This is a genomic window from Rubinisphaera italica (assembly GCF_007859715.1).
GTDB lineage: Bacteria > Planctomycetota > Planctomycetia > Planctomycetales > Planctomycetaceae > Rubinisphaera > Rubinisphaera italica.
Window position 1 is genome coordinate 4,416,336 of record NZ_SJPG01000001.1, and the last position, 20,972, is coordinate 4,437,307.

The 20,972-nt window shown below is 48.7% G+C and carries 20 protein-coding genes; 7 read left to right on the forward strand and 13 right to left on the reverse strand.

Annotated features, from left to right (window positions below):
• Positions 1 to 121 precede the first annotated feature (121 nt).
• Positions 122 to 655: a hypothetical protein gene (locus Pan54_RS16595; protein ID WP_146504545.1), complete on the forward strand. Its 534-nt coding sequence runs from the start codon at positions 122 to 124 to the stop codon at positions 653 to 655.
• 82 nt (positions 656 to 737) lie between these two features.
• On the opposite strand, the gene Pan54_RS16600 is transcribed toward Pan54_RS16595, so the two are convergent.
• The 4 genes from Pan54_RS16600 to Pan54_RS16615 form a co-directional block, all read right to left on the reverse strand.
• On the reverse strand, positions 738 to 1,640 hold the full coding sequence (locus Pan54_RS16600) for a sugar phosphate isomerase/epimerase family protein (RefSeq protein ID WP_146504546.1): 903 nt from the start codon (positions 1,638 to 1,640) through the stop codon (positions 738 to 740).
• 102 nt (positions 1,641 to 1,742) lie between these two features.
• Positions 1,743 to 2,150 carry a YkgJ family cysteine cluster protein gene (locus tag Pan54_RS16605; protein WP_146504547.1) on the reverse strand — a complete coding sequence of 136 codons (408 nt, stop codon included), beginning with the start codon at positions 2,148 to 2,150 and terminating at the stop codon, positions 1,743 to 1,745.
• Positions 2,151 to 2,257: 107 nt separating this feature from the next.
• Positions 2,258 to 2,824 (reverse strand): cob(I)yrinic acid a,c-diamide adenosyltransferase, encoded by a 567-nt coding sequence (locus Pan54_RS16610; protein ID WP_146504548.1) that lies wholly within the window; start codon positions 2,822 to 2,824, stop codon positions 2,258 to 2,260.
• A 245-nt stretch (positions 2,825 to 3,069) separates the two neighbouring features.
• On the reverse strand, positions 3,070 to 4,464 hold the full coding sequence (locus tag Pan54_RS16615; RefSeq protein ID WP_146504549.1) for a hypothetical protein: 1,395 nt from the start codon (positions 4,462 to 4,464) through the stop codon (positions 3,070 to 3,072).
• 209 nt (positions 4,465 to 4,673) lie between these two features.
• On the opposite strand from Pan54_RS16615, the gene Pan54_RS16620 reads away from it, so the two are divergent.
• Positions 4,674 to 5,273: a hypothetical protein gene (locus Pan54_RS16620; protein ID WP_146504550.1), complete on the forward strand. Its 600-nt coding sequence runs from the start codon at positions 4,674 to 4,676 to the stop codon at positions 5,271 to 5,273.
• Positions 5,274 to 5,308: 35 nt separating this feature from the next.
• On the forward strand, positions 5,309 to 6,349 hold the full coding sequence (locus tag Pan54_RS16625) for a DUF1559 domain-containing protein (protein ID WP_146504551.1): 1,041 nt from the start codon (positions 5,309 to 5,311) through the stop codon (positions 6,347 to 6,349).
• Positions 6,350 to 6,421: 72 nt separating this feature from the next.
• Here the strand turns inward: Pan54_RS16625 and Pan54_RS16630 are convergent, their stop codons facing one another.
• From Pan54_RS16630 to Pan54_RS16645, 4 genes are all read right to left on the reverse strand, one after another.
• Positions 6,422 to 7,837: an L-serine ammonia-lyase gene (locus Pan54_RS16630; protein WP_146504552.1), complete on the reverse strand. Its 1,416-nt coding sequence runs from the start codon at positions 7,835 to 7,837 to the stop codon at positions 6,422 to 6,424.
• 342 nt (positions 7,838 to 8,179) lie between these two features.
• Positions 8,180 to 9,976 carry an NPCBM/NEW2 domain-containing protein gene (locus Pan54_RS16635; protein ID WP_146504553.1) on the reverse strand — a complete coding sequence of 599 codons (1,797 nt, stop codon included), beginning with the start codon at positions 9,974 to 9,976 and terminating at the stop codon, positions 8,180 to 8,182.
• A 278-nt stretch (positions 9,977 to 10,254) separates the two neighbouring features.
• On the reverse strand, positions 10,255 to 11,223 hold the full coding sequence (locus Pan54_RS16640; RefSeq protein WP_146504554.1) for a proline racemase family protein: 969 nt from the start codon (positions 11,221 to 11,223) through the stop codon (positions 10,255 to 10,257).
• Positions 11,210 to 12,187, reverse strand: coding sequence for a dihydrodipicolinate synthase family protein (locus tag Pan54_RS16645; protein ID WP_146504555.1), 978 nt, complete (start codon positions 12,185 to 12,187; stop codon positions 11,210 to 11,212). Before Pan54_RS16645 ends, Pan54_RS16640 begins: the two co-directional genes overlap by 14 nt.
• Before the next feature lie 296 nt (positions 12,188 to 12,483).
• Between Pan54_RS16645 and Pan54_RS16650 the strand changes: the two genes are divergently transcribed.
• The 4 genes from Pan54_RS16650 to Pan54_RS16665 all read left to right on the forward strand — a co-directional run bounded on the left by Pan54_RS16650 (position 12,484) and on the right by Pan54_RS16665 (position 15,338).
• Positions 12,484 to 13,164 carry an AraC family transcriptional regulator gene (locus Pan54_RS16650; protein WP_165441815.1) on the forward strand — a complete coding sequence of 227 codons (681 nt, stop codon included), beginning with the start codon at positions 12,484 to 12,486 and terminating at the stop codon, positions 13,162 to 13,164.
• Positions 13,165 to 13,381: 217 nt separating this feature from the next.
• Positions 13,382 to 13,933: a class I SAM-dependent methyltransferase gene (locus tag Pan54_RS16655; RefSeq protein WP_146504557.1), complete on the forward strand. Its 552-nt coding sequence runs from the start codon at positions 13,382 to 13,384 to the stop codon at positions 13,931 to 13,933.
• 149 nt (positions 13,934 to 14,082) lie between these two features.
• Positions 14,083 to 14,691, forward strand: a complete 609-nt coding sequence (locus tag Pan54_RS16660) for a sulfotransferase family 2 domain-containing protein (RefSeq protein WP_146504558.1) — start codon at positions 14,083 to 14,085, stop codon at positions 14,689 to 14,691.
• Positions 14,692 to 14,696: 5 nt separating this feature from the next.
• Positions 14,697 to 15,338: a cation transporter gene (locus tag Pan54_RS16665; protein ID WP_146504559.1), complete on the forward strand. Its 642-nt coding sequence runs from the start codon at positions 14,697 to 14,699 to the stop codon at positions 15,336 to 15,338.
• 24 nt (positions 15,339 to 15,362) lie between these two features.
• Here Pan54_RS16665 and Pan54_RS16670 read toward each other — a convergent pair whose 3' ends face one another.
• From Pan54_RS16670 to Pan54_RS16690, 5 genes are all read right to left on the reverse strand, one after another.
• A complete protein-coding gene (locus Pan54_RS16670) occupies positions 15,363 to 16,676 on the reverse strand; it encodes an NAD(P)/FAD-dependent oxidoreductase (protein WP_146504560.1) in 1,314 nt (437 codons plus the stop codon).
• 100 nt (positions 16,677 to 16,776) lie between these two features.
• A complete protein-coding gene (locus Pan54_RS16675) occupies positions 16,777 to 18,270 on the reverse strand; it encodes a sulfatase-like hydrolase/transferase (protein ID WP_146504561.1) in 1,494 nt (497 codons plus the stop codon).
• Positions 18,271 to 19,097: 827 nt separating this feature from the next.
• Entirely contained in the window at positions 19,098 to 19,751 is a 654-nt protein-coding gene (locus Pan54_RS16680) for a pyridoxamine 5'-phosphate oxidase family protein (RefSeq protein ID WP_146504562.1), read from the reverse strand.
• A 110-nt stretch (positions 19,752 to 19,861) separates the two neighbouring features.
• Positions 19,862 to 20,404 (reverse strand): carboxymuconolactone decarboxylase family protein, encoded by a 543-nt coding sequence (locus Pan54_RS16685; RefSeq protein ID WP_146504563.1) that lies wholly within the window; start codon positions 20,402 to 20,404, stop codon positions 19,862 to 19,864.
• Positions 20,405 to 20,475: 71 nt separating this feature from the next.
• Positions 20,476 to 20,946 carry a nuclear transport factor 2 family protein gene (locus tag Pan54_RS16690; RefSeq protein WP_146504564.1) on the reverse strand — a complete coding sequence of 157 codons (471 nt, stop codon included), beginning with the start codon at positions 20,944 to 20,946 and terminating at the stop codon, positions 20,476 to 20,478.
• Positions 20,947 to 20,972 lie beyond the last annotated feature (26 nt).

Consider the following 20,972-nt stretch of genomic DNA (forward strand, 5'->3'; position numbering starts at 1 on the left):
TCAAAGATGCCTGCGTTAAAAACTTGAGAATACTCTGAAAGGTCAAATTGTGAGCCCGCAGGTCCGACGCTGCCGGACCTGCGGAGTATTTTTTGATTCAAGGCAGGCAGGAGAAAGTTCAATGTCAGCACTTCAAACGCGCAGCAAGTCTCTGGATGAGATTGAATTTGAAATCATTGAGTTTCCAAACGGAACCATGAAACGCTTCGTCTACGAGAATGGAACATCGTTCGAGGAATATAAGTCACATGCGTCCTGGCTGGGGATGCCTTTTTATCATCGGACTTCCGGAAGAAACCCAGTGACTGGGAAGCTCGTTCCAGCAAAAGGGGTAATTGCAGTCGGCCGCCGCGCCTACGGCGTAATTGCCTGCGGTCAGATGGCGTGTGGATTGATTACGTTCGGGCAATTGTCGCTGGGCGTTCTCTTCGGAGTCGGTCAGGCGACAACCGGTCTGGTTGCGGTTGGACAACTGGGAATATCTGCATTTTTCGGATTGGGACAGATTGTCATTGGTCACATGGCAATCGGACAAGTTGCCTATGGGCGTTATGTCCTGGCTCAACTCGGGTGGGGCGAGCATGTCTGGGATACACGTGCCGTTGATCCGGTAGCCGTGCAGAATTTCGAGTGGCTGACAAGTTTGCTTATGTGAATGTCGCGTTGGTTATAAAAAAACTGCTGGGCAAGCCAGCAGTGGCACACATTTAATATTTTCAGTCTCTATGTCAGGCTGATTACAGCAACGTTTTCAGCTGAATCAGCCAAACGGGAATCGCTTCTTTTGGAGGTTCTGCGGCTTCGTATTCCAAAGCGACCCATCCGCCGTAATTGGCTTCTTTGAGGACATTAACGATCTTGCTCAAATCGGCGGGGACTTTACGATCATTCTGCCAAATTTCAACTTTCACTTGAGCGTTCACCGCATAGGGAGCAATTTTAGCCAGTTCTGCATACACATTGCCGAAGTTTCTGAAGTTGCCGGAGTCGAAATTGACACCAAACCAGGGAGACTCGACCTGCTTGACGATCTTCAGCATATCTTCGGGGGAAGCCGTGATTCCTCCATGATTTTCGAGTGCCAGAAAAATACCGTGTTGTGCAGCGATTTCACAAGCGGTATTGCAGGCGGTAGCACATCGCTGGATCGCTTCTTCAGTCGTCGAACCCTTCTGCACTTTCCCCGCGAATATCCGAATGGCGGGTGCTCCTAATGTGGCATAGGCTTTGATCCACTTTTCCACTTCATCGAGTTGTGACTGCAATTTTGCAGGCTCGACACAAAAGTCGTTGCGAATCGCACCGCCAGAAATGCTGATGCCAGCAGTATGGCAATGTTGTTTTAAATCGAGCAGATAGGCATCATCAAAATCTGTGGGGAAGTAATAAGACGTCAGCTCAACGCCGGGCACATCCTGATCTCGGCAGTAATCGACGAGATCGAAAAGAGTCATTTCTGCAGGTTTGCCTTTCTGAGCCGTCAGTTCTTTGCGAAAGGAATACGCCGCCAGCGACAACTTCATCGGCCCCGGCTCTTTACGTGCAAATGGTTCTATCGCCAGCGCAGGATTTGTCAGGAACAATCCAGCTGCTGTTGCGGACGTTGCCAGGAATGAGCGTCGGGAGAATGGTGCGTTCATAAATTAAGTACCTGTTTCTGTTCGTTATAAAAACTGATTTTTATTATACGATTTCTCTTTGAAAATTGCGAGAAATGACAATCCACTAGCGTTGGATTTGACCTACAACTCACGCTCGGCTGCCCGGGCTTCAATCACTTCCAGTTGAACGAGATCTCCTTTATTGATACCGGGGCAATCTTGCTGCAGATCGTTCCAGGTTTTTTCATCGGTCAAATGAGAGCGCCAGAAAGGCCAGGTTCGACACTGGATGGGACGAACCGGATAAATCGTACACTTGCGAGCCCGGCTATCGAAAAAGGTGCAATCGCCGTTCGCAAACTCCGTCAACGACTTCTGCCCTCGCAAAGGCCGGGTGTGCATGAGGCGTATTTCGCCGATCGGTTTCTCCAGGTACTCGGCGATCGCCTGAATTTCTTCCTCTGAAACCCAAACCGCACCCGGCCCACCCGTGCAGCAATTCCCACACTGTGTGCATTCGAATTTCAAACCATCTTTGTACCAGGACATAGGGAGAGATTAGGGGTTAGAGGTGAGTGGTTAGAGTGGCCAGTGCTGAGTGGCCAGTGGAAAAAAATTGATCGCAGATATTAACAAGATTTCAATCGAAACCCGATTCATTCCGCCTTCTTGGCTGGCATCCACAGTGGAGCAGGGTTCTCGGGATCTTCTGTGATGCGGGCCAGTTGAAAGAGGAGATCGGAGAGACGATTCAGATAGATCATTCCCTGATCGGAAACTTTTTCTTGATCGGCCAGTTTCCAGAGATCGCGTTCTGCCCGCCTGCAAACTGTGCGTGCCAGATGCAGCGAAGCTGGTAAGGGAGCCCCGCCTGGGAGGATGAAACTCGAAAGAGCAGGCAGTTTCTTATGAAGTTTGCCGAGCCAGTTTTCGAGTCGTTTGACCTGATGATTGGTGATTCGCGGCGGAATCTGGATTTCGGAATCCGCAGGAACGCACAATTCTGCTCCCAGATCGAACAGATCATTCTGGATCTGTCGAATCCAGTCGTAATAAGTGGCAGGCACAGGACCGGCTAATGCCAGTCCGAGATGGGCATTCAACTCATCGAGTGAGCCGAGGCATTCGATGCGAGGATCGAACTTGGTCACTTCCGTGCCATCACCAAGTCGAGTTGTTCCTGCGTCGCCGGTTTTTGTCGTAATGTTATCCAAATGGACCATATGATTGCAGTTCTGTTTCCGTGTCCTGAATTCTCAATAACACGTTATAGCGAAAATTCAGGAATTCACCACAATCAAAAGCCGAGCAAAAACTCCTGACCAAATTGATGATAACAGAATCAATTTGGGTGGCGGGGGTGCTCCGCATTAGCAGAAGCCCAAGGAAGTTCAACGATTCGGGGGCTACTCTTCGAGAGCGCCCCCGCCACCCTTGTTTATGACTTTCGCAATCGTTTGAACATGTTTCATTCGGAAAGGTAAAGCAAGGTCAACAGTTTAGAAAGCTCAAAGTGGTCCTGTTCACTGCCGACGACGATTAGCTTATTGCCTGTAGGAATAATTTTGAGATCTTTTGAGCCTAACGCGTCCTGTAATGTCTGGACAAGATTCTCTAAATTCTCCTTATCAGTAATTTCGGTAACATTGTAGAGCCGCCGAATGGGATTGCTCTTAGCCTGTTCAAGTGTGGTGATTACGAGCGCTTCATCCCGGACTTGATATGTCAGTTGAAAAGTCGGCAAGACCTTTTCTATCGCGGCTCGTAGAGAAAGTTCCTCATCCAGAATATCGACAATCGCGTCTCCGTGCTTCGCCAGGTTCTCAGTCGCAGCGTTGTCGAAGACAATCGGAATTTCATAAAGATCCTGAAGAAACTCACAAAACTCATCCAATGGAATCTCATAAAAAGCAAACTCGGAGCGTTCATCGAGCAGATTAAGAATCTGCTGCTCGCGATTGCGATCTTTTTCAGAAACGATTGGCCAGCGGGATGTCGAGATTGCGGGTCGGCTTTCGTAGCGATAGTAAGCGGGATCGATCAGATGCACAATTTCCCGTGCAGTTTTGCTTAGAGGAGTGCCGCTATTCTTGGCCATTTCCTTCAACGCATTTTCCAAATGTCTCGACTGGGTCAATAATTCGACGTCATCACGTGGTTCGGGGAGATCGGTCATGGCCTGAGTCACTCTTGGATTGGCTTTTAATCGAGACAAGACCCAATTCTGCAACTCCGGTTCATCAATCGATTGGATCGCATGGGCAAACCACTTCTGAATTTCGATGAGGGATTGGTCGGATTCATAAGCGAACCTCTCGACGGAAGCCAATTGGTCTTTTAACCGATCCATCTCCTCCAGGATTTCCTGCCGGTCCTCTTGCATGTCAGAGAGTCGAGCGTCGAAATGATCTCTCTTCTGCATTTGCTGAAGCTGCTCATCAAGAACATCATGCTCTAGCTCAGTTCGACGATCGACCGCTTGATACATTTGTTTTGCGATCTCATTGAGCTCTTTCTCAGAGAGCAGTGGTTGAAGCTTATCGAGTAGATTCTCAACCTGCTTTTTGTCTTCTTCGACTCGCTTCTTGATATTTTCCTCTCGTTCCTTGAAAGACTTTGCCCGCTCCTCAATCTCTTTTTTCCTTTTGGCTTCCTCAGCTTTCATCTCCTCCGCCAATTCCTCCAGAAGTGAATCGTCCGGCTTTTCAATTGGAGTACCAAAGGGATCTGTGACAGGATCTGGTTGATTTCCTCCAAACGGATCACTCCCCCCAAATGGATCGCCTTCTTGTGCATGGATGGATGGAGTGAAAACGAGTAGGCTGAATAAGACCATCAGGGATGGAAGCTTGAATAAACTCATCGAGTTAATTCCTTTTTGTGACGGATTTCGTAACTGACTGGTCATCAGTTTTCATGATGCGCATAATAGAGAAACTCCAAATTATCTGGAGACTCCCCGGAACGCAATCAATTTTTGTACAGCTTGGGGAATCGCTCCAGAAAACAATCCTCATAATTCTCCTACCAAATACAACACCTTCCAACTTCAGGTTTAACCCGTTTGTCGATATGAAACGGAAATTCTCACTTTTTGTCACGACGCTGCTTTTGTTCGTCATACTGGGGATCAGTTTTTCCTCCCCAACGTGGCGGCACGCGCATACAGCTGGCGATCATCCGCACCAGCATGGTCACGGCAACGAACCGGACCATGGCCATTCACATACTCACTCTCACAGTCATGACTACTCTCATTCGCATCGTCATGGTCATACACATTCTCATGTTGATGAAAAGGCTGCAGCCGTACAGGAGCATGCTCACTTTTCTCTCTTCGGATATGTGTTTACGATCGCACTGCCTTCCCGCTCTGAGGCCCCAAAAACAGCCATGACTTCTCAAGCGATCGATTCCCAAATTGTCGAAGCCCAGAAAGCACTGGGGGTCACATTCTGGGAAGCTGAAGAATTTCTTTCCTGGTCGGTCCTGTTGAAGTTTGACCTGCTTCCATTAAATGGGCGTCTAAGTTCTCCTATCCTCATTGGAAATGGTTCGCTCATTCCAGACAATTCTCAATGGCTTCGACTGATGCACGAAGCCCCGCCGACTCCTCCTCCGAAAATGAATGAAATGACTTTTCCCGTCTTCAATGGCGAATTCATTTCTTAAATTTTTTCCGGTTTATCCGGTTCGAGGAGGATACTATGCCCGTCCGTAAGGCATTTACGTTAATCGAACTGCTGGTCGTGATCGCAATCATTGCCATCCTGGTGGCATTGTTACTGCCAGCCGTCCAGCAGGCACGTGAGGCGGCTCGGCGTTCGAGCTGCAAAAATAATCTCAAGCAGATCGCACTCGGTCTGCACAATTACGAAGCGACCCATTCCACATTGCCGCCGGGTTATTTGTGGATGGATGGAACACGTTACACAACGGTTGCCAATCCAGGATATCCCGTCAATTACAATGCGATCGACAATCACATGGGCCTTTCCTGGGGAACAATGATTCTCCCCTTCATGGAGCAATCGGCTTTGTACGACAGCTTCAATTTCGATCTCCCCTGTTTTGATCTTGCCAATCGAGTGCCACGAGAAACTCATTTGAGCGTATATCTCTGTGCTTCCGATCCCGATTCCGAAGGTGAGTTTGTCGAGCGGGATGTGAATTTCGCGGCTTCCAGTTATGCCGGTAACTGGGGACCAGCAAATGGTCGCGCCAACACGCCAGCCGATGCAACAGATGACGTGAATCTCGACGACACCCCGGCTCCCAACTCTCAGCCGTCAGGTGCCAGCTTTCCTGCCTGTGGAGGAATTCTGTATCGAAACAGTCGAACGAAATTTCGAGATATCACCGATGGCCTCTCTAATACGCTCGCCGTTGGTGAGCGAACCAATGGGAGGATCGTCGGAGACGATGGTCAATTTGTGACTGGAGCCGGTGGTGGACATGAAATCTTTGAAAATGCCTGGGCAGCGGCTTGCCGCGATGAAACCGATGCCGGGGACGATCACGGACATATGGTCCTGTTCGACACCGAATTCGGTCCTAACCGTGCCCGACAGGATGCAACCGGAACCTATAACTACGGTCCTGACCGTGGCGTCTCCGCGCCGCATCGTGGCGTGGCACAATTCGCATTGTGCGATGGCTCGGTCCGTGGCATCAGCGAAAATATTGATCTGGGAACTTACCGTTCTCTTAGTTCGCGACAAGGGGGAGAAGTGATCGGCGAATTCTAACCGAATTACATCTTTGAGTGAGACTGAATCTAGAGCATGGTCATGATTTGTGATCATGCTCTTCTATTTGAGTTAACACTCACTCACATTCACAGCAAGTCCACCTTCCGATGTTTCCTTATATCGAGACGACATATCGGCTCCCGTTCGTTTCATTACCCGGATGACACGATCGAGTGAAACGAAGTGTTTTCCATCTCCACGTAACGCCAGTCGACTCGCGTTGATGGCTTTCACTGCTCCCATTGCATTGCGTTCGATGCAGGGGACCTGCACCAGGCCTTTTATCGGATCACATGTCAAACCGAGGTTGTGTTCCATGCCGATCTCAGCTGCTTCTTCCACTTGGTGTGGCGTTCCGCCCAGCACTTCCGTCAATGCTCCGGCTGCCATCGAACAGGCGACGCCGACTTCTCCCTGACAGCCAACTTCGGCTCCTGAGATGGATGCGTTTCGTTTATAGAGTGATCCAATCATCGCAGCCGTCAGTAGGAACTCTTCGATTTTCTTGGTGTGAACTTCCGGACAGAAGCGATCCAGATAGTGCAACACCGCTGGAATGATTCCCGCTGCTCCATTGGTTGGAGCGGTCACAACTCTGCCGCCGGCTGCGTTTTCCTCATTGACCGCCAGGGCATACAAATCGACCCAGTCGAGAATCGACATCGGATCGCGGAGGGAAGCTTCTGCCCGATCTTTCAACGCGCGATACAATTCCGCCGCTCGACGTTCGACTCCCAATCCGCCAGGAAGAATTCCCTCGATATGACAGCCTCGACTCACACACTCCTGCATTGTCTGCCAGATCTTCTGCAAACCGGCACTGATCTCCGCATCGGTCCGAAAGGCTCGTTCATTTTCGCGAGCAATCTGACTGATGGAATACCCCTGCTCATCACAAATAGCCAGCAACTCACGAGCAGAATTGAATGGAAACGGTACCTTGACGACTTCTTCAGGTTCCTGTTTTCCTTCGCCACCTTCGCGAACAATAAAACCTCCGCCCACCGAATAATACGTCGCCAGATAAATGGCTGATTTCTGATCTTCCGTAAACGCCTGAAAACGGATTCCATTCGGATGAGCTTCCAGAAAGATCCGACGATTGAAAACCAGATCGGTCTCCTCATTAAAGGAAATTATCTTTTTACCAGCCAGGCTCAATTGCTTCTCACCGCGAATGGATTCGAGTTTTCCGGCAACAGAATCGGGATCGATTTCATCTGGTTTCTCCCCCAGCAGTCCCATCAGCACAGCCGAATCGGTTCCGTGACCATGTCCAGTTAGCGCGAGAGATCCATACAAATCGACCTGGATCCGAGTAACAGAATCGAACAATTGATGATCGGTCAACTCCTGTAGAAACGCTTCCGCAGCCCGCATCGGCCCCACCGAATGCGAACTCGATGGCCCTATCCCGATTTTGAATAAATCGAAAACACCAAAATAATGATGATTCACGACAGGTTGTTCAGTGGCTTGCGACATAGTTCTTTAAGATTTTCAGTTATCTCTGAAGTTTTGCAAAACCTCACTTACAAGTTCGATGCTCAAACGAGTGAGTCTATTCTCAGATCAATTTGAAAACCGGAGAAATATGAACTCCTAACAAAACTGAAACTTATTTTTTACACCACAGAGACACAGAGGACACGGAGTAAGCCTGAAATCCAAGGCTTATGAAGAGTTCAATTGTTTGAGCATGACAGAACTCTCCGAAAATTTCTCTGTGTCCTCTGTGCCTCTGTGGTTATAATATTTCTCAAAATCTGTTGAGTCATTTTCAAAGTTTGGTTTCAGACTGAAGTTTTTCAAAACTCCAGTAATATATTATCGGCTCAGCTTCGGTTCCAGCCAGAGTCCCCAGTCATTACTGGCACCGTCATCGGTGGCGTGTGTCAATAGAATCAACTGGGAGACCCCCTCGATGTTTACATCGAATGAAATCAATTCACTCGAGGTTACCGTTTTCGATTGCCATAGGGTACGACCATCTCCCTGGATTTCAAAGGCAACCGTTCCCGAGTCGTGCCCCGCCGCGATGCCCACTTTGCCTTTGATCGTCTTCCATGCTTTATTCAAGGCATATTCGTGCCGGGCAGGTGCATGAGCATACAAACCAGTTTCGAAGATCTCACCATTCGATTCGAGCAGCATAGCCGGATCGGGAATCCGATTGAGCGTCGGCTTTCTCCAGCCGACCGAAACGGAGGTTGGTTTAAAACTCGTCAATCCCATTTCAGACTGACGCCCCGAATAATCCCCGAGGATCTCTGTCGGCTCCGACATATCGACAAGCCGTTTGGCAATCCGTTGTCCTTTTTCAGATTTGATGAATTTCAACTGACGATGAATCTCACTCGACTTCCCACTGGCAATCGCTTCCAGCAGAGGTGTCAATTCGAGACGCAATTGAATCGTTGAAACATCTGGAATTCCCTGAGCGGAAACCTCATACGAATATTTCAACTTGGAAAGACTTCCCGAATCTGCCAGGGCTCCGTTGCAATGCAGAGGGACGATTCGCAATTGACCACGTTTTCCGGGAGCCAGAGCAGAAGTCTGAAATTCAAAATGGCCATTGCTGTCAGGAACAGCAGTCGCAGTTGTTGAGTTGTAGTCTCCGCCCCCTTCGGGATCGAAGTAAGCGACCACGCCGTAAACGGGGGGCTCTCCTTTCACCGTCCCTGAAACCTGAATCGCCTTCCCTGCCGTCTCAACAGAAAGATTACTGACGGTGACACTAGCAGAATCGAGATATCCTTTGACTGATCGTGTGAACTGCGGATGCGAAGCCAATCGCATTGCATGGGCAAGAGAAAGAATCGTGCCTCGACCTTCACCCCGAATCTCATCTCCATATGTGCGATTTCCCGAGCCCATCAGCGGCGTTCCACGAACCTGCTCATCGGGCCGTGGAGCACAGTGCGGCAAGCCGAACCCATGCCCCATTTCGTGTGCGATACCGCCAATGAAAATCGAATTGTGTTTCCCGATTGAAATTCGACCATACTCTCCATCTTGAATCATCGGTTGCTTGAGTTTGATATTCTCAATCGCCAGTTCCGGAGAATCGAGTTGCCAGGCCGTTCCACTCTTGTTGGAGCCACCCGCATAGTAAGGAGAATTGTGCGTAAACGTGAGCGTCTTCTCATTCCAGTCAGCCAGATTACAGAAGATGACCATCGTTTCCTTATCGCCATCGATATCCTGCTTTTTCAATTCAACCAGACATTCCTCCCGAATTTCCCCGCCCGAACTCTTTTCATAGTGTGATGTAGGATGTAAGCCTTTCACAATATGCAGCACAACGTTTCCTTCACGATTCAAATGGAGATTGAACGTGCGATTTCCGAAACCATGTCGTTCCATTTCTGTCTCATAAAACAGTTGGATGTGCTTCATGATCTGATCGAGACGCTGTTCATATCGGGCGGGAAATTCCCGATCTGAAGGAGTCCAGCACACCACTTGTAATAACCGATCCCCCTGTTCCGGCTGCGATTCATGCCAGGGATCAAGAATCTTCCGAGCCGCGATCACCAGCTCTTGTTCTTTGACTGGTTCAGCAGCCGGTGCGTTAAAGGCAGGAGCGAGAAGCATTAGAATGAGGAATAGCTTTTTCATCAATAATTTTCACTTACAGGAACAGTAATCAATTCCAAATACTGGATCAGCTTTATTCGCTCATATCATGCTTTTGAAATGAGTTAAACACAGAGATCACAGAGACTTATTGTGTAGTAAATCAAAGACGCCCCCAAACTGCGAATCTTTTAAGACACTGCACAGAATGAGTTCTCCGTGTGCTCAGTGGTTTAAGAATATCCAAGATATTGCTAGTTAATTAGTTAGGAAATCAATAACAGTGCATACAAAGATATGCACCCGAGCTGATCGTCCCATTATTCACGCACCAGCGGTAATTTCTCCGAAGGCATAATCATATCAATACCATTGCGGAAGGGATCTCCAGGCTGTTGAATCAAACGTCCTTCTCCGCAAATGTAGGCACTGCCTCGAATGGTCGGGATGATGCCGAGTTCGGGATCGATTCGATACGTCGCCACAAACCGACTGCCGATGATACTTTCCTGAATCCATTGTTCACCGGGTTTTAGCTTTCCATCAGCTGCCAGACAAGCCAGCTTGGCGCTTGTGCCGGTGCCGCAGGGAGAACGATCGTAAGCTCCCCCGGGACAGTAAACAAAGTTGCGACTATGGGCATCCTCAGATTCTGAAGTTCCGTACAATTCGATGTGATCGATTTCTTCGCCATCGGCTCCGGTAATCTGCTGTTCCCTCAGTTCTTTTCGTATCAATGCAGATGCATCGCTAAGTTGCTTGATATATTCTGGCTTGACCGGGACCGGGCTTTGCTCCACAAGAAAAAACCAGTTACCGCCCCAGGCGATATCACCAGTAATCGTTCCCAACTCCTCGATTTGGAGCGTGACCTGCTTGCGATACCGATAGCTTGGAATATTTTCGACAGCCACTTCATTCTTCGTCAGTAAATTCGCTTCGACAGTGCCGACGGGTGTCTGAATGCGAATCACTCCCGGCTTAACACGCTCAAGATAGGCCAGCGTAGCCGCAACACCCATGATGCCGTGACCACACATATTAAGGACGCCGCAGTTATTGAAGAAAATCACTGCCGCATCACACGAAGGCTCATCGGGTTGACACAGGAGTGCCCCAACAATTGCATCCGATCCTCGCGGCTCATGGATTGCCAGTCGACGATAGTGATCGAATCGATCACGAAAGATCAATCGCCGTTCAATTAAGGAACCACTCCCCAAATCGGGACCGTCGGCAATGACGACACGCGTTGGCTCGCCTGCGGTATGGGAATCAACAATTCGCATAGAGTTCCCCTTCAGGTTGCCAGGTTTTTCCAGACCAGGCGGACCACCATTTTCGGAAGAGATTCCATTGTGTCGAGATAAACTCTTTTTGACTGCTCGAAAGAGCGTCATCAGTATTGAAATGATATTCGTATTCCGGATTTCCTTCCAGCACCATCAGATATTTGTAGTAAAGAACCAGATCAGGCCCTTCGTCGAATTTCGAAAGAACCTTTAAGGCTCCTTCGAGTTCGAGGGCCAGCTTTCTCGCCTCGGCATCACCCGCGGCTGCCAGTTCGCACAACTCAACCAGTTTAAGAACTTCTTTCGGCAGGGCATTCCCAACACCCGTAATCGCACCTGCAGCTCCGCAATTGACAAACCCGTGAAAGACCTGCGTGTCAACACCAACCATCAGCGTCAAATCGACATCGCCACTCGTAATGTGTTCAGCGGCATAGGTCAGCGAATCGGCACCCCCAAATTCCTTGAAGCCGACGAGATTCTTGTGATCGCGACGCAAATCGAAAAACAGATCCGCCTTGGTTTCAAAACCATAGTACGGGCTGTTGTAGATTACCGCTGGTAAATCCCCACCCGCTTCCAGAACTTCCGCGAAATGGGCCCGTTGAGCAGCAGGGGAAGACCCACGGGAAAGCACTCGAGGAATCACCATCAAACCAGCCGCCCCGACATCACGGGCATGACTGGCATGAGTGGCCGCCAGTTTCGTATTCTGGGCTCCTGTGCCAACAACTACGGGCACTCCCGCTTCGGTCAACAGACGAACCCCCTTGATCCGCTGATGATTCGTCAGCAAAGGCCAGTCGCCCATCGAACCGCAATAAACCACAGCTCGCATTCCTGCTTCGATCAACTCCTGCCCTTTGCGGACGAGGGCCTCGTAGTCAGGTTCTCCGCTGGTATTGCACGGGGTCATGAGAGCAGGAATACAGCCTTGAAAAACCTGAGACTCTGCAGCCATGGTGACTCCTTATTTTGCTTGCAGGCAAAACATGAATTAAAAAAGAAAGTGGTTTGATTTTCCGCAAGCCATCCCAGAGAGTTACATTCAATGATTGTGCCTGTCATCATATTTGAATTGTGAAGACGAAAACGAGCAGAATCTCTCAGAGTTGACAATATTTAATTGTACCGCATTTGAGAAGACTCTCAATAATTGATTCTTTGATAACTATGGTTAAAAAATACAAAAATCACCACGAGAATCGACTTCAGATTCTCTATGAACACTTTCCAGCTCTTAAAATCATAGTGGAGATGTTTTCGACTCTCGACGATATCAATCTCTGCATCAAAGATGTTGATGGGCATTATCTCTACGTCAATCATGCGTTCCTTCGCAGTGTGCCTCGATTTCGTCGCGAAGAGGTTCTCGGAAAAACCGCTTTTCAGATTTACAGCGAAAGCCTCGCAATCGGCTATCAGCATCAGGACCAGCAGCTGCTCTCCAGGGGAGAAAACCTGAGCGATCAACTCGAAATGATCACGAATCCCGATGGTACACTCGGCTGGTATCTCACCAACAAATATCTGCTCATCGACCAGAAAAAGCAGGTCCATGCCATCATCGGCATGTCGCGAGATCTGCATGCGGTTTCCACGAAAGATCCCCGTTACGCCAAACTCGCCGTCGCCTTAAGGAAAATTCAAACCTGTTACAACGAACCGCTCCGCATTCAGGAACTGGCCGATGAAATCGGGCTCTCGATGAGCCAATTCGAACGCCTCATGCACTCGATGATTCAAATCACGCCACGACAATACCTCACCCGACAACGCGTCGAAGCGGCAGCTCTGTTATTGCGGAATACTGACAAAAAAGTGGTCGACATCGCCCTCGACTGCGGCTTCTCCGACCAGGCCTCCTTCAGCAAACAATTCAAGAAAATCACTGGGTTGCCGCCCTTGAGATACCGGAGTGTGAATCGTCCTGATTAACTCTCATAGGCCTGAGTGGTGCCACTCAGCTTGGAATTTCAGATACCAATGACAATATTCATTGATTAGTCATTGTTGCTGAGTGTTCAAACTTTGCACGGCAATGACTTCTCATTTCTTTCCGGGCTCCGCGCACCAAATCCACTCTTATTGATAACAGAAAAGCCATCTTCATTCTCGAAGATGTCAATTACTTTAGCCTTGAGAGTCAAGCGACATGAACGTTTCAAAAGCAGTTGCCCGTGCACAATTAATTCCCGGGCATATGTCCCATGCGGAACTTGTTCTTCTCTCATCCCTGGCTGCAGATTTGCCGACGGGTTCCCGTTGGGCAGAAATTGGAACTCTCTGCGGTCGCAGTTTAATGGGTGTCGGACTAGCCGCATCAGAAAATACGGAACTTGTCTCTGTCGATGTGAATTGGGGAAGCGAGCGTCGTGCAAGCGTGAGTGTTCACGATGTCTTCAAAGAACTCGCTTCCACTCGAGGTGAGAGCTTAGCTCTCCATGCTCTGCGGGCTGCTTCTCATCGAGCCGTGCAGACATTTCGAGATCACTGGTTCGATGTCGTTTTCATCGATGCCGCTCACGATTACGAAAGCGTCAACCAGGACATCCAACTCTGGCTACCAAAGGTGAAACCAGGCGGGCTGCTATGCGGTCACGATTTTTCCAGAGACTGGCCGGGGGTGATTCGCGCAGTGAATGAACTGCTGCCTCAACGCAAAATCCAGGAAAGCATCTGGATGTACCGCGTGGATCCAAAGTGAGGTACCCATAAATTCACAGTTTTCCGTTAATGTGATTTTTACGGCCTGATTCAAGCTCGAAAATTTCTATTTTTTGATTGTCTCTATTGAGTTACAATCCGTTCTGATTCTGCAGATTATGGATTCGATAAACTCAAGGAGACGCAGGGATGGTTATCTCTCCGAAATATCAATATGCCTTTGTAAGCACTGTTAAAGGGGGAACGAATTCCTTGTACGATGTGCTCACCACACATTACGAAGGAGTTCGATACGGCGATTTTCATTGCAATGATGTCCATGAAATCCCGAAAAACTGGCTGATCTTTTCGACGTGCCGAAACCCGTATGTAAGGGCCGTTTCGATCTGGTGGAGCACTTGTATGCGTGGTAAGGATCGCTATCAGTTTCGTCAGCTCTGCAGCAACCCCGACTCCTTTGAAGAATTCGCCGAATGGGCCGCTGCTGTACAGCCAGAATTGCAATCGATGGGCGATTCCCAGCGTCAACTCCTGATGACTCAATCGGCCAGACACGGGGAGATCAATTTTGATCAGATTTTACGTATGGAACACCTCGAAGCTGATTTCGAAGCCCTTCCTTTTGTGCAATCTCACAATCGAGAACTGCCGCAGTTGAACCCTACGGTCGGACAACGTCTCTCTGCAGAAAATTATCTGACCGAACGTGCCATCGCAGCCGTCCAAAACTGGATGAATGACGATTTTGATCGCTACGGCTATTCGCGTGAGGTGTCGCTGGAAACGAGCCTTGGGTAAACACAATGGAAGATCGAGCGATCAAGTGGAATCGAGTTCGTCGTTACGCATTGGCACTCTCATTATTTACAGTTGTGTATAATTTGGTCGAAGCCGGGATTGCAATTGCTGGTGCAAATTGGAGTCACTCATTGACGCTCTTTGGATTTGGACTCGACAGCCTTCTGGAGTCCAGCAGCGGTTGTATTATGATCTGGCGATTCTGGAAGGATCATTCGGTGAATGATCTTGCAGTCTTTGAAAAATTTGAACAGAGGGCGACTCATTTAATCGCTTACACATTTTTTCTGTTAGGATCGTATATTTTAATAGATGCGAGCCTGGCTCTTTATTGGAAGAAAACACCTCAAGTCAGCCTGACGGGTATCATTCTGGCAATTGCTTCTTTAATCGTGATGCCGATTCTGTTTCACTTGAAATATCAACTTGGAAAGCAAATCGAGAGCCGAAGTCTAATTGCAGACTCCAAGGAAACGCTCGCTTGCGTTATGCTCTCGGCTGCGATGCTGCTGGGCCTTGGAGCGTATGCTCTTTGGGAAATCTGGTGGATCGATTCTGTTACTGCTATTGTGATCTCAGGCTTTCTGCTACACGAAGGTTATGAAATGCTCGAAGGGGAGTGTGGGGCCTCCGAGCATTGTCATTGATTTTTCACAGTGTATTGCAGTGTATTACGACGAGGTCATCTGCATTTCTTCGATGTCCGAGGGGGGCAGCACTACGCCCATCTTATCGAATATTTCTTCCAGCCCCGGTTTGAAGACATCTCCCATCAGAATATCGGTCATGTGATTGCGACACTCGGGGAACTCCATGAAGAACTTTGCAAAGCTGAAGTCTGGAGCATAGAAGGCATAAACCAGCTTCTTGAAGTTTTCTAATCCACTAATATACTCTTGGTTCCAACGACCGAGTTGTTTTGGCGAAAGATCGTTCATTTTGTAACCATCGATAATCGCATCGGCGGCCATCTCTCCAGATACCATTGCCAGTAAGACACCCGAAGAATAAACCGGATCGACAAATCCGAAGGCGTCGCCAATCATCACCCAGCCTTCGCCAACTGTTTGAGTGGCTCGATAGGAAAAATCTTTTGTCGTTTTGAAATCGCCAAATTGAGTGGAGGGTTCAAGTCGACGTTGCATCTCCGGGCACTTGGAAAGTTCCCGGGCAAAGATGTCGGCTGGTTTCAAACTGGAATCGCCAAACATGTAGTTCATGCTGCCCGTGCAGCCGACACTGACAATGTTGTTTGAGAGTGGAATGTACCAGAACCAGGACTTCTTGCCTTCTGTCTGCATGATGAGAGTCGCTCCTTCATCGCGACCTTCATCCCGTATGGCATTCTCGAAGTAGCCCCAGAGGGTCCCCTTTTTGAGCAAGGGATCTGATTTTTTCACGCCCAGCCTGTTGGCGATCATTGCCGATTGCCCTGATGCATCAATGACTATTTCGGAAGCGATTTCCAGGACCTGATCTTCACCTGCGTCGTTTTTCAGTTTCACTTTCACGCCAATAGCGCGTTTGTCATCGAACAGCACGTCCATCACATGAGCGTTTGTCCGAACAACAGTCCCATTCTCGACAGCTTTTTCCAAGAGAATTGAATCGAAGTTCCCCCGTTCGACCTGCCAGGTCTGGGAGGATTCGTGGGGAATGTATTCGTCAAAGTAAAAAGGACGAGTGACTTTGCCCATCTCTGTAACGAACTGAACGCTGTACTTTTTCGGGAAGGCTGAATTTTTCATCCGATCGAGTAGGTTCAACCGCTGTAAGGTTGGATAGCACTTCGGCAAGAGTGATTCACCGACATGGAAACGAGGTGTCAAACCGCGTTCCAGCAAAACAACTTTTTTACCAGCTTCAGCCAGTAACGCTGCACATGTTGCTCCTGCAGGGCCACCACCGAGAACAACGATGTCGTAGTGATCTTCGACAACAATATTTTTATAAGGGCAGTTCGTACTAGGTGAAACTTGAATCATAACATTTACCTGCTGATATATTCCTATGTGAAGTGCATCGTTGATTCGACACAACTTATTTCATTTTATGTCAGAGAGCGGACCGATCCAAGTATTTTTTCTACTTGTAATCTTGCTCTTCATCACTTTTACGACAGGACTCTTGCCATTGCCGGGCAGCTAATATCATTGATTTCAGTAATTCTGGCTCTTGGGCCGCTAAATCAAGACTTTCTTCAGGATCGGCTTTCAGATCGTATAACTGCCATTTTTTCCCGCGATCTTTTGTGTAGATCTTGTGATTGCCACTCATCCAGGCTACTTGTGGGCCCGATTGGAATCCAATCGGTTGTTTCCGTTCTAAGGACTTTTCTTGTAATAACGGCAGCAGTGAAATTCCATCCAGTGGCCTATTGTCGGGATATTCCAGCTGCAAAGCATCCAGAATTGTCGGCAGATAATCGCTTGTTACCACTGCAAAGTCCGTCTCAGTTCCAGGTGTAACAACTGCAGGCCATTCAAATAACCCCGGCACACGAATGCCGCCTTCCAGAAGAGAACGTTTACGCCCCGACAATATTCCAGCCGACCCCGGAGCTGAGTTTGCCTGACCTTCGGGACCATTATCTGAACAGAACCAGAGCATTGTATTCTGATCGACCTGCAGATCTCGCAACGATTTGCGCAAACGTCCAACTTGATCATCAAGTGCAGAAACACAGCCGTAGTAATTCCGCTCGTACGTACTCGCTTCAGGATAAATCTGCTGATACTTGCGATCTGCGACAACGGGCAAATGCGGTGCATGAAACCAGATCACCGCAAAGAAGGGCTGATGATTTTTTGTCGCATTTTCGATGAAGGGAATCGCACGATCCATGATCAGCTGGGAGTCGTCGCCGGATAAATCATCCGCAACAATTTCTCCCCGTTCGTTCCAGTAATGAGTGCCGTAAATCTTCGAGTCTGCTCGCGGAACAAGAGGATCCCAGGCTTTGCCGTTATTTTTGACTGGAGCAATCAGCGGATCGAAAGTCGGTACTTTGGATTCGGTCACAAAGCAGACATCATATCCATGCTGCTGAGGTGGCGAGATGTGCTGCTTATTTTTGGGTCCACCACGATTGGCATCTTTGATTTCCGTCGTCAACGTTCCCAGATGCCACTTCCCGAAATGTCCGGTGGCATAACCGACTTCGTGCAGCAATTCCGGCAATGCGATTTCTTCCTGCTTCAAATGACCGACATTCGCGGTGTAAATCCCATAACGATAGGGATGCCGCCCTGTCAGACAGGAGCCCCGCGTCGGGCTACAAACCGGAGCCGCTGCGTAAAAGCGTGTGAACTTCAATCCGGCAGCCGCCATCTCCGAAAGATGGGGCGTCTTAATGGGGGAGTCTTCATTGAAGCATGTCAGATCGCCATACCCAAGGTCGTCAGACATCATCAGGATAATATTGGGTACACTTATTTTTTCTGCAGAAAGTGCTGTATTTGCTGAACCAATTGTTGGATGCAATGTCCATGCAGCCAGTATGAGTGCAGTTATTCTGTGTAGTAAATATCGATAATTCTCGTATTGAGCATTCCGGGGCAGAGTCAGTTTCCAAAGCATATTGGCTCCTTAGAGTGTGAATTGATCAATGACGCCGGGAATCTCTGATATGGAGTATCCGAGACAGGCATCAGCCGGTCAATCAAATGCCAGGAGTTTCTGTGATTAAACGGGAAGACACATGAAACGTAACAAGAAAAGCGTCGCCAATCTCATGGATCGTCGTGGCACTGGAAGCAAACCGATTTTTGGTATTGCACACATCCGGGAAGCAAAAAATGAATTGCACTGATTGGAGAATTGGGCCGACCAGGCCAGTCGGCAGATCGTCACCAGTGTGCCCATGGGAGCAACGTACGGTAGAGGATAAACGCACGCTTGCAGACAGGGTAAGAATTCAAGTCGATTAGGTGTGCGACAGAATGGATGAGCAGAACGCACAAAATAAGAAAAAGTGAGAACCTGAATTAGTATTTCATTTGCAGCTGTTGAATGGACGATATCGTCCACCCTCACGTTTACTCTTTCGGGATGGATGGAAGGCTTTGCAAAGGAGATGGGCGTAGTCGAAACAAGCCAACCAGGCAATAAGGCACCGGGGGAACGCTTTCTGGTAAAAAGCACCTAATTTCATAGACTCTCAATGCACCGGAAGTGTCGTTCAATGATCCGACTCAAGAGTTCTTTTGTGGTAAATCACCGGGTGACCTATTTCTTCCAATGCACTTGAATTTCGCTTTTATTGGAATGGAGCCTTCGCTAACGTTTGCCTGCTTCGATGTGATGAAGAACCCTCAAGTTGAAAACGATTTCGAAAGATATCGCCAACAATTGAATGAGTGTTTCCGGCCTGCGGAGTAGAAGAGAGCTTGGTAGCATATTGTGATTCAAGCTTGATCCTTGCGTCGAAGGCGTAAATCTTCCTGCCCCAGCGTCTCCAATTTGGACTCCAGGTCTGCGATCGTTGACTCAAGCTCCTGCACTTGTTTCTGGAGCTGATCGATCACCGGAGCGACGGCCTTCTGCGGAAAACGCTTGTGGATATGCTGTGGACAGTTGATGTCCCAAGCCTCGATCTCAAAGAGGATGACACGTTCAATCTTGCCGGGGTAATCTGAGTCTCGAAGTTTCTCTTCAAGGACATCATCCCCTTCGACAACTCTTGCATTGCCCCACAACTTAATGCGGCGACTGTGAACGTAGTCCATTAGAAAGATGAAAGCCCTGGAATTCTCAGAGAGATTTCCCACGCTGATGTACTGCTGATTGCCACCGAAGTCAGCGAATCCAAGTGTCTTTTCATCGATGGCTTTCAGAAATCCCGGTGGTCCACCCCGGTATTGAATGTAAGGCTGTCCTGCACTGTTCGCTGTTCCCAGATAGAACATATCGAGTTCAGAAAGGAATGATTTCAGATCAGGTGTCACAATCGTTTTCCAGCCGTGTTGTTCGACTTTGGCATAACTTTGACGTGATCCCTTTTCGGATTGGATCGCTTTCACTGCCGAGGTAAACGCCACATCGCTTGGATAGCTTGTCATCGGATTCACTCCTTACCTGAAATAACCCGGTTGCGAACAGAAATAGATTGTCATTCATGGCAGAGGGCCGGTGAATTTGTTGTTCACCGGCCCTAGCAGTACATGAATCGTCAAACAGAGACTGCTTCCACCTTTGGGAAATCAATTTCAGTTTTTGCGACGTTATTGAAGAAATTCGTCAACACACTGAGGCTGATGTGAGCGATGACTTCTGCAACTTCTCCTTCGGAGTACCCTTCAGCAAGAAACTGATCGAGATCCGAATCGTCGATTTGACCGTTTGATTCGAGAACTCGATGCACGAATTGCAGAAGTGCATCAGCCTTCGAGTCGCTCGCATGACCATTGCGGCTTTCGATGATTTGGCTTGGATTCAATCCGACCATTTTTCCAATGGCTGAGTGGGCAGCGAGGCAATATCCGCAGCCATTATGCTCAGCGACAGTCAGGGCGATCCTTTCTCGGTCCTTGGCCGAAAGTGTACCTTGGCTCAAAGACTCATTGAGACTGAGGTAGCCAGCGAGGGCAGACGTCGAGTGGCCAAGCGTTTGCATGAGATTGGGGACACGCCCCAGTTTGGTTTTGACCTGCTCAAACAGTACCTGAGTTTTGCCAGTTGCAGTTTCAGCGAGTAGAGGGTTGATACGTGACATGGTCGTTCTCCTGAAAAAAAGGTTAGAAAGCAGACTTATATGCCTGCGTGGTTCAATACTTGGATGTAAGGTCAGGCGACATTGGGAATGCCAGCGTCGTCTTCCGGTCGTGGACCTGGGGCTGACCAATGGAACTTGCGTTGCACTTCCTCGATGGCGACATCATTGATGCTGGCATCTCGACGCTGCATCAGTCCTTCATCATCGAATTCCCAGAGTTCGTTTCCGTAAGCTCGATACCACTGGCCATCAGCATTGTGGTACTCGTATTGGAAACGGACGGCGATCTTGTTGTCGGTGAAACTCCAGAGGGATTTGGTGAGGCGATATTCGAGTTCCTTTTCCCACTTGTCGGCAAGAAACTCTCGAATCTGCTCACGACCACGGACGAACTGACTTCGGTTTCTCCATTCGGAGTCATCCGAGTAAGCCAGCGAAACACGATGTGGGTCACGGCTGTTCCAGGCATCCTCGGCGGCACGAACTTTGGCGACGGCAGTTTCGAACGTGAACGGCGGTCGAATTGAAGTTGTCGATTGCATTTCATTTCCTTTTGCTAATGGGGTTT